General features: G+C 31.5%; 12 protein-coding genes. 2 read left to right on the plus strand and 10 right to left on the minus strand.

Annotated features, from left to right (window positions below; genetic code table 11):
• The 9 genes from KO504_RS02795 to KO504_RS02835 form a co-directional block, all read right to left on the minus strand.
• A complete protein-coding gene (locus tag KO504_RS02795) occupies positions 1 to 4800 on the minus strand; it encodes a PAS domain-containing sensor histidine kinase (RefSeq protein WP_215924806.1) in 4800 nt (1599 codons plus the stop codon).
• Between the two features lie 507 nt (positions 4801 to 5307).
• Positions 5308 to 5655: a YtxH domain-containing protein gene (locus KO504_RS02800; protein ID WP_252723604.1), complete on the minus strand. Its 348-nt coding sequence runs from the start codon at positions 5653 to 5655 to the stop codon at positions 5308 to 5310.
• A 91-nt stretch (positions 5656 to 5746) separates the two neighbouring features.
• Complete coding sequence (locus KO504_RS02805) at positions 5747 to 6121, minus strand: glyoxalase (protein WP_215924807.1); 375 nt, start codon at positions 6119 to 6121, stop codon at positions 5747 to 5749.
• A 46-nt stretch (positions 6122 to 6167) separates the two neighbouring features.
• Positions 6168 to 6866, minus strand: a complete 699-nt coding sequence (locus tag KO504_RS02810; RefSeq protein WP_215924808.1) for a DNA alkylation repair protein — start codon at positions 6864 to 6866, stop codon at positions 6168 to 6170.
• Between the two features lie 29 nt (positions 6867 to 6895).
• Positions 6896 to 8137: an RNA polymerase sigma factor gene (locus tag KO504_RS02815; RefSeq protein ID WP_215924809.1), complete on the minus strand. Its 1242-nt coding sequence runs from the start codon at positions 8135 to 8137 to the stop codon at positions 6896 to 6898.
• Between the two features lie 6 nt (positions 8138 to 8143).
• Positions 8144 to 8491: a YciI family protein gene (locus KO504_RS02820; RefSeq protein ID WP_115816784.1), complete on the minus strand. Its 348-nt coding sequence runs from the start codon at positions 8489 to 8491 to the stop codon at positions 8144 to 8146.
• A gap of 116 nt (positions 8492 to 8607) precedes the next feature.
• Positions 8608 to 9042, minus strand: a complete 435-nt coding sequence (locus tag KO504_RS02825) for a hypothetical protein (RefSeq protein WP_215924810.1) — start codon at positions 9040 to 9042, stop codon at positions 8608 to 8610.
• Positions 9042 to 9989 (minus strand): NAD(P)H-dependent flavin oxidoreductase, encoded by a 948-nt coding sequence (locus KO504_RS02830; protein ID WP_215924811.1) that lies wholly within the window; start codon positions 9987 to 9989, stop codon positions 9042 to 9044. The genes KO504_RS02825 and KO504_RS02830 overlap by 1 nt, the downstream gene beginning before the upstream one ends.
• Before the next feature lie 90 nt (positions 9990 to 10079).
• Positions 10080 to 11294, minus strand: a complete 1215-nt coding sequence (locus KO504_RS02835; protein ID WP_252723605.1) for a class I SAM-dependent rRNA methyltransferase — start codon at positions 11292 to 11294, stop codon at positions 10080 to 10082.
• 207 nt (positions 11295 to 11501) lie between these two features.
• On the opposite strand from KO504_RS02835, the gene KO504_RS02840 reads away from it, so the two are divergent.
• Both KO504_RS02840 and KO504_RS02845 read left to right on the plus strand, forming a co-directional pair.
• Positions 11502 to 12167 carry a NeuD/PglB/VioB family sugar acetyltransferase gene (locus KO504_RS02840; RefSeq protein WP_215924813.1) on the plus strand — a complete coding sequence of 222 codons (666 nt, stop codon included), beginning with the start codon at positions 11502 to 11504 and terminating at the stop codon, positions 12165 to 12167.
• A gap of 7 nt (positions 12168 to 12174) precedes the next feature.
• Positions 12175 to 13488 carry a CoF synthetase gene (locus tag KO504_RS02845; RefSeq protein WP_215924814.1) on the plus strand — a complete coding sequence of 438 codons (1314 nt, stop codon included), beginning with the start codon at positions 12175 to 12177 and terminating at the stop codon, positions 13486 to 13488.
• Positions 13489 to 13490: 2 nt separating this feature from the next.
• On the opposite strand, the gene KO504_RS02850 is transcribed toward KO504_RS02845, so the two are convergent.
• On the minus strand, positions 13491 to 14591 hold the full coding sequence (locus tag KO504_RS02850) for a sugar-transfer associated ATP-grasp domain-containing protein (RefSeq protein ID WP_215924815.1): 1101 nt from the start codon (positions 14589 to 14591) through the stop codon (positions 13491 to 13493).
• Positions 14592 to 14753 lie beyond the last annotated feature (162 nt).

The raw sequence follows: 14753 nt of genomic DNA on the forward strand, positions 1-14753 counted from the left end.
TTAAAAAATTATTGTAAATGTTGTCCCTTCATTAACTTTACTCGATACATTAATAGCTCCACCCATAGCTTCAATTTGTGTTTTGGTCATATATAACCCCACTCCTTTAGCATCAGGATGTCTGTGAAATACTTTATTTAAACCAAAAATTTTATTACCATGTCTATCTAAATTTATACCTAAACCATTGTCAGATATCGTTAATTTAATTTTTTCGTTGTCTCTTTCAGATCTAATGCTAATTTCCGGATCTCTATCCTTAGACTTATATTTTATGGCATTACCTATTAAATTGAGGAAAATACTTTCTAAATAAATTTTATCATAATTTATTAATGGCAATTTAGAAAAATCCGCTTTAATTATAGCATTAGTTTTTAATATTTCTCCACTTAAAATATCTGTTGTTGTTTTTAATACATCTTCAAACAAAATATCTTCCTTCTCCCTAGAATTATCACTTCTTATCTTTAATGCTTCTACTAAGGTATTTAAGGTTAGTGTAAGATGATTAATAACGGTCTCGAATTTTTGAAACAAAACGTCCTTTTCTTCAGGATCATCAGATTCTACATAAAAACCTAAAAGCGAATTTAGATTACTTACTGGCGCACGTAAATTATGAGAGGTAATCTGTGCAAAATCTGCAAGTTGACTATTTTGTATAATCAATTTCTGAGCTAAAACTTCTAAATCATTTTTAGCTTTTATTATTTTCGTCTGGGCTGTTTTTTGTATGGTAATATCTCGAATCGCTGCAGAAATTAATAAGCCTTCTTCTGTTTGTAGCGGGCTCAAACTTATTTGAATTGGTATTTCTACGCCACTTTTATTTATAGCAAATAATTCTTCTCCATTGCCTACGCCCATGGTTCTCACTCTAGGGTTAGTAAAAAATCCATCACGATGCGATACGTGCTCTTCTGAAAACTGCTTAGGAATAAGAATTTCAACAGATCTATTGAATAATTCTTCTGCTGTATATCCAAATAGTTTTTCAGCTTGTTTATTAATCAGTTGAATATTTCCTTCTGCATTTACAATTACCATCGCATCTGGCGCAGACTCTAATAAACCTCTAAATTTATTCTCTGCCATTCGTTGCGCTGTTACATCTTGACATGTACCTATTATTTCTGCGACATCCCCAAAATCATTTGTAGTTACTTGTGCTAAAAGTTGTACAATTTTCACTGTGCCATCTGCCAATTGAATGCGATGCACTATATCTGTAAACCTTTTGTCTTCGACCGTTTTACGCATATGTTCTGCTACACGTTCTTTATCTTCTGGATGGGTATAACTAAGGTATGTTTCTAGAGTTGTTTTAGTATTTTCATCTAATTGAAAAATACGATACAGGTTGGCAGACCATTTAACAGTATCATTTATGATGTCTGCTTGCCAATTACCCATCATAGTTATTTCCTCTGCAAAATTTAGAATTTGGTTTTTACGGAGCAATTCATTCTGTGCCATTTTTCTATCTGAAATATCATTGGCTACAGCTAAAAATCCTATTTTTTCGCCGTCATTATTTTTAATGGCCGTTAAGGTTAATTCTACAGGAAATGTTGAACCATTTTTTCTTTTATATGTCCATTCTCTTGTATCGTGTGCATTTTGCTTTGACAACTCTAAATAAGGACTAAAACCATCAAGATCTTTATTATATTTTTTAGCAATGTCTTTCTTAAATTCTAAAAGCTCTTCTTCTAAATGATAAATATCTGGTTTCTTTTTTCCTATCATTTCTGATGCAGAATAACCTAACAAAATTTCTGCTCCATGGTTAAAGTGGTTAATAACACCTTCATTATCAACCGATACGATAGCTAATGGACCAGAATTAAATATAGCTTTTAATTGTGTGTTAGCATCAAACAATTCTCTTTTGGCAATATAAGCTGCTGTAACGTCTTGGCAGGTACCAATCATTTCAATAATATTACCGAATACATCGGTAATAACTTCTCCTAACAGCTGTATTATTTTTATTTCGCCATTACCAGCGATAATGCGATGTGTAAATCGTTTGAGTTTTTTCTCTACTCTAGTTTGATCAAAATAATTGGTTACAATGTCTTTGTCTTCAGGATGGACAAAACTAAAATACGTATCAAAGCTTAAATCCTCGACCTCCTTATCGAGTCCAAAAATATTATATAAATTATTAGACCATACTACCTTATCGGCAACCGTGTCCCATTGCCAATTCCCTAATAAGGTAATCTCTTCAGCAAAATTTAATAATTGATTTTTTCTTATGAGTTCATTTTTAGCGACGCTTCTTTGGGTAATGTCAAATGCGACCCCTAAAAAACCAATTTTATCATCTTGCTCATTTTTAATTGCTGTTAAGGTTAATTCTACAGGAAACGTAGAACCATCTTTTCTTTTATATGTCCACTCTCGTGTATCGTATTCATTACGCTTTGCTAATTCTAAATAAGGATCACATCCTTCTGGATCTAAACCATACTTTTCTGCTATATCTATACGAAATTGGTCTAGTTCTTCTTCTAAATGATAAATTTCTGGTTCTTTTAATCCTATCATCTCTGAAGCTGAATAGCCTAGTAAAAGTTCTGCTCCACTATTAAAATGGTTTAATATCCCATTATTGTCTGTAGATACAATGGCTATAGGTCCTGAATTAAAGATTGCCTTTAACTGCATGTGGGCTTTATTCAATTCCGCTTCTGCAGCTTTAGCAGCAGTAATATCCTGACTTGTACCATTTATTCTAACAATCTCTCCGTTAGTTTTAGTGATAACTTCTCCTAAAACCTGAATGGTTTTTAATACGCCATCGTCTGTAATAATTCGATGCGTAAACTCATGAAACGATTTTTCTTCTATTATTTTATTTATGTGTTCTTTGACAAAATCTTTATCATCAGGATGAACCAGATTAAAATACGTATCAAAATTTAAGTTATCAGCATCTTTATCGAGATTAAAGATATTATAAAGATTATTAGAACTTTCAATCTCACCGGTAGCTACATTCCATTGCCAATTACCCATTGAGGTAATCTCTTCCGCAAAATTTAATAAGTAATTTTTTCTCAAGAGTTCATCTTGAGCCATTCTTTTTTCTGAAACATCTGTAGATACTCCTAAATACCCAATAAGCTTTCCTTTGTCATCTTTAATAGACGTTAAGGTTAATTGTACAGGTATAACAGCCCCATCTTTTCTTAGATAATGCCATTCTCGAGTATCGTAAGCATTATGTTTAGCAAGTTCTTCTTGTGCGCTAAAACCTGTTAAACTTTTACCGTATTGTTTAGCTATATCTTCTTTAAAAGCATTCAATTCGTCTCTTAAATGATATAAAATAGGTCTTTGTAAGCCTATCATTTCATCTGCTGAATAACCCGTTAAGACTTCTGCTCCAGGATTAAATTTACTAATAATACCATCTGTATTTGTAGCAACAATAGCAATTGCGTTAGAATCGAATATGGCTTTTAATTCCGTATGAGCCTCTCTTAAAGCTATTTGTGAAAGTTTCTTCTCATTAATATCTTGAAACACTCCAAAAATTCGTACACATTTTCCATCTACAATTTCTACCTGACCAATAGCACGCGTCCAAACAATATTACCTTCAAATGTTACCAATTCAACTTCTACATCATAAGGTGTGCCATTTTCTATAGCCTCTTCAACTGCTTTTTCAATAGTGCCTCTACTGTTTCCTTCCTTAAAAAATTGGATGGCTGTTTCTAAATCTGGCTGAAAACCTTCAGGCGCTTCATGTATTTCAAAAACCATTTTACTCCAAAAAATAGTGTTTTTAACCAAATCAATATCCCATGTCCCAAGACGAGACACTTCATTAGATTTTTCTAATATTTTTTCTATTCGTAATTTTTCGTCTTCTTTTTCTTTTAGATGCGTTATATCTTCTGTATGTATTAGTAGACCTCCAATTTTGCCTTCAGAGCTATACCAAGGACGTATATCCCAAGAAATCCATTGTACTGTGCCATCTCCACGAATAAAGGGTGCTTCATCGCAAGTATCAATGGCGCCGTTTAAACATTTTTGGTGTGTTTCTTTCCACTCCTGACCTATTTCTGGAAACATATTATAATGGCTTCTACCTATAATCTCTTCATTCTCCATTTTGTAATCAGCAATCCATCGTTGAGATACCGCTATATATCTCATATCGTTATCTAACATGGCAATAGCTGTTGGTGATTGCTCAATAAACACTTTATTATAAGCGTCTTTTTTTTCTAAATCTATTTTTATACTTGTTAATTCTAATAAATGCTCTTTTACCTTAGCTTCTGATTCTGCTAAATCACTATTTACCTCTAAGAGTTTATCATTTTGCTTAAATAATTGCTTTTGTGCAGGAACTAAAATAAATAGGAACTCTCCCATTAATATTAATATTGCAATAAATGCAAGAATATAAATTGTTTGTAAAAGGCTATGAAGATTTTGATCTGCACTTTTTTGATATTCACTTATTACAGACTGCATTGTTAAAAAATAAGGTAATTCTGAGTCTGCTATAAGATCTACATCTTGGGCAATTAATCTTCTATTTGGAGTATTTATAATATTCTTACTGGCAGAAACTATTTTTTGTGATTGCGTCCCTGTAACCTTAAACAAGGAATCTACAACTTTACTATTCCCTTCTTGCTTATTTACAGAATCTAAATAACGATGTGTCTTTTCAAATTTATCAACATAACCTTTAAACGAATCTATTATATCTGAACTGATTGTGTCACTATTAATACTTTCAAAAGAATATACTAGGCTGTTCATGCGCTCATTTAACAAACACTGATCAGAGGCTTTATTTATAAGTAAAGCTGCTTTTTTTTGATTATTAACGCTACTTCGTAGAATAACTAATGCAGCTATAATAATTAATATAATTGTAGATATAAAAAGGAAATACCTTTTTTTGATTGAATGTTCTAATTTCTTCATTAACCGTTTTTAAAGCATCAAATATGCCTATTAAAAAAATAGATACATATAGATACATTTGCTATAAAAATAATCTAACTATAATATTTCCCATACATAGTATATGAGACACATTCAATTCATTAAGAGCTACTTATATGTAAAAAAAGATGAATATGACTTGGGAGCAATACACATAGATAAAGTGTGTAAAGTACAAAAAAATGTTAATATATTTAGATGTTTAGATTAAGTTAATGCTAATTAATTAAAAAACACGTTCAATAATTCTTTTTAATAAAAACAAAAAAATGAGTCTTTTCAAGATTTGAAAAGACTCATTTTTAGAAGAAAATTACATTAACTTGTTTTCTGAAGGGTTTTATTCTTATCTTTTAAAATAGCTAATTGTTTTTCTAAAAAAGTAATAGCCTGTTCTGTTTTATAACTTGATTTTGAAGCTAAATCTTCTAAATCTTGTTTCAGTTTCTCTTTACCTGAAGAGGCTGCTTTAGATAAATCTTCTTTAACCTCGGTAAAATCGTTAGTAATTTGATCTTTAATTACTTTACCCTCTTTTTTTAGTTTACCTCTTGTAACGCTTCCTTTTTCTGGCGCAAATAAAACGCCTGCTGTAGCTCCTAATAATGCTCCTAATACTAATGCTCCTTTATGAATCATAACTTTTTCTTTTTTTTTATTAAACATGTGTTCTACTAATACGTCGTAAAACAGACTGTTTTGTTACAAACAAATTTATTACCAAGCATTTATGAAAACATTAAGCTATTGAAAACGGTTATTTAATTTGTGCATTGAATTCTCCAAAATGCCATAGGATTCCCGAAGGATCATGAAGAAAAAACTCATTTCCCCAATCATTATAAACAATCTCTGAGCACCTGACATTTTCATACTTTTCTATTAATCCACTTTGCTTCAAATGTTGAAGATGGTTTTGAACATTATCAACTTCAAGGAAAACCATGGTATTATCTATCCAATCTTTTGCGTAATAGTCTTGTAAATAAAAGGCAAATTCTCCTGTTTTAAATACCGACATATTATGAGAAATAACAAATTCTTCAAACCCTAAATCTTTATAAAATTCTCTAGAAATATTGTAAGCTTTTGAACCTATGAATGGTCTTATGGATTTTGGCTTTAGTGTCATATATCTTATATTATAGGATAATAAGTGGTCATTAAACTTTAGGAATCTAAAACCTATAAATAGCTCTCGGATAATTGGACATTCTAATGCCTTCCTTTTGCAATTCGGCTAACGCATTTTTGGCTATCCATTGGGCAGATTTACTTTCTAATTCTAGAATGTCATTAGCGACTTCTATGGCTTTACGATTGAGGTCTACATTTCGTTTTCCTATGTTTCTTAACGCCCAATTTACAGCTTTTTTTACATAGAGTCTCTCATCACAGGCTTCCCGTTTTATAATTGAGAAAAATTGTTCAAATAAGGCGTTATCTGAAGTTTTATCTGCCATACAATACGATGCCAAAGTAGCAAATGCTGCTCTCTTCTCAAACTCTGGTTCTCTTTGTGACCATTCTAATATTTTTGCAAGAGCAAAATTACTTTTTGAAAACAAACCCATACAAAAGCTGTCACATATTTCCCAATTCTCAAAGGTCTTTACCCATTTTTCCATGAGCTCCTCTGTAACATCTTTGGGTTTAAACAGTTTGCTACATAATAAGCGCGCTTCGTAAATTTCACTATCAAAAAGCTGTAAAGCGAGTGTATTGTCTACACCTATTTCTTTAGCTATTACTTTTAAATCTTTATGATAAATACCTAGTGAATTATATGAGATAATGCCAAATTTCTTCGCTTTAAAAGCTACTTTATCCTTGTCTTCTAAGTTATAAAGACATTGTATGATTTCATTATAGGTCATTTAATCAGTCCTATTTTTTTAATTAATTGTTACGAGCGTATCCAAATCGATTTTTTCTTCAATAAATACGCTTTCTCTAAGGTATTAGTTACCGCATCTAAAGCCAAATCAATTTGCAATAAAGCTTCATCAAAATTATCGGTTTCGGCATAATAATCCGCTTTAGCCGCATAATATAAATACGCGCGTTGCTCTAAATCTTCTGGTTTTAGTTGTTTCAAATACATATTTGCTATTTTATAATCCTTAGTCTGCATTGAAACAACTGCCATAGTTAACAAATGTGAAGCCATAGGTTGTAAGGTATAAAGCGCTTTGTACCAGTGTAAAATTTTGTTCCAATTGGTGTCTTCAAATGTTTTAGCTTTTAAGTGTTCGGCTGCAATAGCAGCTTCATAATGGTAACAAGAAAATTCTTCGGTTTCAATGGCTTTATACATCATAGAATTTCCAAGTTGTATTAACGGCAAATGCCATAAGCTTCTATCTTGTTGTTTTAAATCTAGTACTTGGTTATTTACGTTTGTTTTGGCTTCTAATCTTGACGAATGAAAACACATCAAAGCAAAAAGCGCATAACATTCTGGGAATTGGGTTTGTTGATGGTTGAGCAATAATTTACATAAACGCATAGCTTCACCACATAAATCTTCTCTGATTAATTGGTCTTTACTGTTTGAGTGAAACCCTTCATTAAAAATAAGGTATAACACTTCTAATACGCTATCTAAACGTTCTTGTAAGTCTTTGCCTTGGGGAATATTGAATTGCAAATTGGCTGATTTAATCGCTTTACGAGCGCGTAATAATCGTTTTTTAATCGTTTCTTCTTTGGTGAGTAATGCGGAAGCAATTTCTTTAATACTAAATCCGGAAACGGTTTTTAAAGCAAATGAAATGCGGTCTCTAGGATCTAATTTGGGATGGCAAGCCGTAAATATCATTCTAAGCTGTGCATCTTCTATTTCTGCATCTAAAAACAACTCATTAATAGCAATAGCATCAGTGCCTTGCGTAATATGTAGACTATTATTTTTTTGAGCTTTTATGGTTCTAAAAATATCTAGAACTCTATTCTTAGCGGCCTTTGTTAACCATGCTTCAGGATATTTTGGCTGTTCTTTTCTCCAAGACAAGCTCGCTTTTATAAAGGTATCTTGAACGGCATCTTCAATAATATCGAGATGCTGTAGTCCAAATATTCGTGTTAAAACAGAGACCATCTTTCCACTGTGATGGCGAAAAAGATGGTCTATTAGTTTTGGTTCCATTAACGGTTATTGATCGAATACCATAATTTCACGAATTTCTACTGTGTTTCCTAAATCATAATCAGGAAAATCCTTCGCAATCTCTTGAACTGCATCAAAATCCTTGGCTTTTATCAAATAAAATCCACCAACTATTTCTTTGACTTCCGCAGAAGTTAAGTCGGTAACAGTTCTGTCTTTACCAGTAATACGTCTAATTTGTGGTGTTAAGGCTTCACCTCCTTTTAAAATACCTGCTTGTTCCATTTTGGCTCCCCAAGCAAACCATTTTTCCATTCGGCTTTGTAACTCTTCTGGAGACATGCCTAAATCAACATACTCTTTACCAACGAAAATCATCATAAAATCTTTCATAATTTTTAAAATTTAATAGTTATATCCTTATGACGTTTACCAAAAGATAAAAGAGGACAATTATTACATAAAAATTTGAAATAAATATATAGACTTTTTTCTAAAGTAGAATCGTATTAATCAAAAGGTAAGGCATTTGGCGTGTAGTAATATTGAAATTCTACGACTTCACCTGTCTCTAAAGTATCGCGACCTATAAGATAATAGCTTTCTCCAACATGATTACTAAAATATGATTTCGCTGCATGAAATGTAATTACATCGCCTGGTTGGTATTGTTTTACAGACTTCACATCTTCCTCGTTATAATTAGAATCATCATTAACCTCTAAACTGTAATGACTAAAACGCAAGTTGTCTTTATGCCAACGAAGCGTACTAACAGTTTTTAATTGATGTGGTTTGTTTAAAAAAGACACGTAAGGTTCTTCATTTGAAATGTCTTTTTTAGATTTATACAAAATGAAAGCAAATATGGCTGCAAAAAAAAGAATACCTAAAAAACCTATAGTAATAACACCATATCTTATGGTTTTTGATGATATAGCCATTAGTTAACTAATTTTTCTACAATGGTTTTTACTGGAAGGATTTCTTTAGTATGCTCAATGCTAGGACCAGCTACCCAAACTGTTTTATAAGTCGCTTTTTTCGCTGCTTTTTCTGTCGCTTTCATACCTATTGAAAAACGGATCATTTTTACCCATTTTTTTAGGCTCTTATTTTTATTTAAAAGATTTTCAATCCAAGTCGCTTTTGTTCCTATTTTCTGAACATAAGGTGTATTAATTACTGTACATGGTGTACCAGAAATACGTTCTGTCATTATAATATCTTTGGCTCCATAATCTACACAGGCTTGTTTATAATCATCTGTAACACCAGCTTCATTTGAAGCTATAAAGGGACTACCAACAGAAACTCCTTCTGCTCCGTAACTTAACATTTTATCAATATCGGCTTTGCAACCTACTCCACCTGCAGAAATTACAGGAATAGTTAATGCTTTACTTAACAGGTTGGTCAATTCTTCTGGTGATAAATTTCCTCTGTGTCCACCAGCTTCATTATTTACAGCGATTGCTGCGTCAGCACCTAATTGCTCCACTTTTTTGGCAAATCTTAAATCGGTAACATCACAAAACACTTTTATACCAGCAGCATGCGCTTGTCTAATTGTTTCTTCCGGACTACCTAATGATGTAATTATAAAGTCACAACCTTCTTCACAAAGCACTTCTAATTGCCCTTTATACTTAACATTAGACTTGTTTACAATTAAGTTAAATCCAAATGAACCACCTTCAACTTTATTGGCTTTAAGGACTTTTATGGCCGCTCTTAATTCTTCTAAAGTTCTGTAATTTAATGCTGGTATACAACCTGCAATTCCGGCTTTCATTGCTTCTGTAACCATAGCAACATTAGAGACCAAGAACATTGGTGCTTGTATGATTGGGTATTTTATATTTAAAAGTTCTGTGAGTTTTGTAGACATATGTAATTAATTTTAACAACACTTAGACAAGCTTAGTGTGACATTTATTAATAATACAAATGTAATAAATATTATGCACGCATAACACTTTTATTCCAAAAACCGATAGTAGCCACATTTTAAATAGGCTCCTTCTGGAAATGCAATAGGATGGTCTATATCATGTTTGGTTTTTAATTCTGTTTCAAAAAGTCTTGATTTAGAATTTAAGACTTGAGAGTTTAAATCAAAAAATGCTTGGGCCAATACTCTAGAGGAGCATGATGCTAACACTAAAAGCCCGTTTTTAGCAGTGAGCTTCTCTCCTAGTTCTGCCAATTGCGCATATTTCTTTTTTGCTAAATCAATTTCAGATTGCTGTTTTGCAAAACTTGGAGGATCTATGACCACCACATCATAGGTTTTACCTTTTTGAATTAAAGCTTTCATTTCTACAAAGGCATCACCTGAAATGGTTTTATGTTGACCAGTATAAGCATTTAACTTTCCATTTTCGCGCGCCATATCTAAAGCCTGTTTACTAATATCTAAACTTGTGACTTCCGTTGCACCCTTTGCCAACGCATGAACAGAGAATCCGCCGGCATAAGAAAACACATCTAATACAGATTTGCCTTTGCTCATTTCTCCAACGCGTCTTCTATTGTCTCTATGATCTAAAAAATAACCTGTTTTATGACCTTTAATAACGTTTGCAGAAAATTTCACATCATGCTCTACAAATTCAACAACTTCATTGTCTAGCGTACCATAAATCACTTCACCATCTTTTAATGGATGATTTGTACTATTCTGTAAGCTTCTACTTAAACGCATAACCACAGTTTCAGCTTTTGAAATTTGTTGTAAACTTTTTAAAATAGGTTCTAAATATGGTAACCAAATTTCGGAATATAGTTTTACAACTAAAACGGTGTCATATACATCGGCAATTAACCCAGGAAAACCATCATTTTCGCCAAATAATAGACGATAACTATTGGTGTTGGTTTGCAATAATTCTAAACGTTTTTCAAAAGCCAATTCTATTTTATGCTGAAAAAAAGCAGCATCAATTTTAACTTTAGTTTCAGCATTATGAATGATTTTAATACGAATAGGTGAATTAGCATCGTATAAGCCAAAACCAACAACTTTGTTTTTATTTTTACTAAATATAATAGCTAAGTCACCTGTTTTGGCATCATCATTTATCTTAACAATACTGTTAGAAAACACCCAAGGATGACCTTTAACAACAAATTGTTCGCCTTTAGCGTTTAATTTAACGGCTAAATTTTTAGTATCCTTTTTTACGAATGTCATATTGAATGTCATAACTATTTTAAGCTAATTGAAAGTAAAGTTTTAAAAAAGGCAAAATAAGCCTAAAAAAACTAAAGATTCATTATTCCACAGGTAAAAACGAGCTTGTTTTTACTTATTTATATATTTATAATTTGAATACCTATCTTTGTCACAAACAAACCAAATCTATTCTTAGAAACTGTTTCCAAACCCTATTACAAGTTAATGAAAAACATACTAATATATGGTGCTTCTGGTCATGCAAAAATGATCATAGATATTATTCACAAGAAAAACAACTATATCATTAAAGGTTTTATTGACAGTTATAAGCGCAAAAATGAAATGATTAGTGGTTATAAAATTCTTGGTAATTTAGAGCAGCTTTCTAGCATAATAGAAGCGTTAAATATTGAAGGTATTGTTATTGCTGTTGGAGACAATTTTACAAGACAATCTGCATATTATAAAATAAGAGAGATTGCTCCACAATTACAATTTGTTTCAATAATCCATCCTAATGCAGTGATTGCAAATGATGTTATTATTGAAGAAGGTACAGTAATAATGGCAAATGCTGTGATTAATGCAAATGCCAAAGTAGGCAAACTAACCATTTTAAATACAGCCTCATCGCTAGGTCACGATTCTAAAATGGCAGATTTCTCTAGTTTAGCATCTGGTGTTACTATTGCTGGTAATGTACAAATAGGATTTTGTTCTGCTATTTGTCTTGGTGCATTGGTAATACAGCAAATAACTATAGGAGATAATACGGTTGTAGGAGCTGGTTCTTTAGTTTTAAAATCTATAGGTAATTTAAAACAAGCCTTTGGAAGTCCTATTAATACAGTAAAAGGCAGAGCTGTTGATTCTAAATATTTAGGTTAAAATTCACATGATTTTAAATTATACACGTCATAATTTATTTTGGTTATTAGACCGTATAAAAGGAAACACTATAAAAAAACTGTTAAATGAGATAACGTTTTGTATTGAGAATCCTAACTCTCTTAAAGCAAAACAAGTTAAAGATGCACATTTAAAACGCTTGATTACCCATTCTGTAAAAACAACACCATATTACAAACCGTTTGGAGATGCAACAGACATTTCTGATTTCCCTGTAATTAGGAAAACAACAATTCAAGATAATTTTAACGCGTTTCAATCACAAGAATTTAAAGATAAAACTAATTTTAAGGTTTCTACAAGCGGCTCAACAGGAGTTCCCTTTTTCTTATTTCAAAATAAAAATAAACGCCACAGAAACCATGCGGACGCCATTTATTTTTACAACCAGTCCGATTTTAAAATTGGAAATAAATTATACGAACTCGAAGTTTGGCGAGATCACAATAAAAAAGACGCACTTAAATCTTGGTTACAAAATATTGTTCAGTTTGATGTTTCTAGACTTACAGAAGATAGAATTAAAACATTTTTAGAACTATTAAAATTAGATAAACAATCTAAAAAAACACTATTAGGCTTTGCCTCTGCTTATGAAATGATTGCGCAATATTTAGAGAAAAACAATCTCGTATTGAAAGATTTAGGCCTTACTTCTGCTATAGCAAACTCAGAATATTTAAATTCTTACACCAAAACAACCTTAGGTAAACATCTTAATACGACTGTACTTTCAAGATATTCAAGTGAAGAAATAGGTATTATAGCACAACAAACTATAGATTCTCCAAATTGCTTTGTAATTAATGAAGCTAGTTACCATATTGAGTTATTGCAATTAGACAATGATTTACCAGCAAAATTAGGAGACTTTGGTCGGATTATAGTTACCGATTTATTTAATTATGCCATGCCAATAATTAGATACGATACTGGAGATATTGCAAAATTAGGTGAGCATAAAAACGGTATAAAAGTATTTACTCAAATTGAAGGTCGGAAAATGGATCTTATATACGACTCTAAGGGTAACATGATGTCGTCTTTTGTGGTATATACTAAATTTTATAAATATTATCACTTATTGAAACAGTATCAATTCATTCAACAAGGAGAAAAAACATATGATATCAAGTTAAATCTTCAAGGAGACACTTTTCCATTTGAAGATGACTTAATCGCTGATATTAAATCTGATTTTGGAGAAGATGCTGTAATACATATTATTTATGTAGATGAAATTCCTGCTTTAGCCTCAGGAAAACGCCGTAAGGTAATTAACAATTATAAGAAGTGTTAGTCTTATTTTAAACCTAAACTCAGGATCTCATCTGTAAATTCGCCAAATAAAGGACCATTTGTAATTTGATGTAAATCTACATCTTGATAATAGGTATTGTATTCAATAAAAACAGGTAATTCATTATCGTTAATACCAATATCCCAAGATATAAATTTAAAATATGGCACTTTAGGGTGCATTGTTTTTACCATATCTAAAACTTTTGAATAATTAGGTATTTGAAAACCTTTAAAAGAGACATGAGTATGGGTTTCTGTATAAACATTGCCATTTTTAGAATAGCCTTTATGTTTTAAATTTCCCTTAGGATCAATTCCACAGACAATACCACCTCCAGAAAAATTATCTGTATGATGTCCTGGTTGCCCTATACGTATTACGGAAGATAAAATATGTACACCATCTGGCTTAAGATAACTCATTAACCTCAGCGTATTAAGAGATGACGGATTAAGCGCTTTCATAGCAGAACTTTGCGCTACAAGCTCTTGAACAATAAAGTCTTTTTTATATAATCTAAACAACTCTATGGTTTCAAGATTCTTATATGTCGTCCTATTATTTTTAATACCAAACGATTCAACCATAATTCCATTACCAGAATCAATAGTTGGTTTAATAACAAGGGGGTTATTATGGCTATTACAAACTTTAACTGCAATAGCCTCACTTACAATCTCATTATTTACATAGTAAAAGCCATTTATATTCTGTACAACTTTTACAGGCTGATTAACCTCTTTAAATAAAGCATAAGACAAATTTTTATCTAATAGCGCTGGCCATTGTCGCATTTCGTTAAACTTTGGAGAGATAATGGCACTAAATATATCTTCAGGAATATAATTAGGGTAAAATTCGCCACTTATACTCTTATAATAACTGTGCCAATAGGTGTTTTGTAAGTTATAGCCTTTGGATTTAAAATAAGCCTTTGCCTGCTGAACTTCTTCTGGTTTTAATTGTGCTGTTTTGTTTTTTCTATTCGTCTCTTTTATAGCTTTTCTGGTGTTCATTTTTAAATTAAACTCCATAAAACGTTTTTTGAAATTCAAAACATGTGTAATCAATAATCGTTTTAACGAATTATATACATTCATTTTAGGTGCTTTTAATTTAAAATCCAGGTGAATATCTCATACCAAACATAGAAATAATTTGAAAGAGTTTTAAATTATGATTCATTTTTAATTTAAATATATGATAAAAGAAAAACGCAACCCATCCTATTTAATATAAGAGATTGCGTTCTTCTATGCTAC

The sequence above is a fragment of the Winogradskyella psychrotolerans genome (assembly GCF_018860565.1).
GTDB classification, from domain to species: Bacteria; Bacteroidota; Bacteroidia; order Flavobacteriales; family Flavobacteriaceae; genus Winogradskyella; species Winogradskyella damuponensis.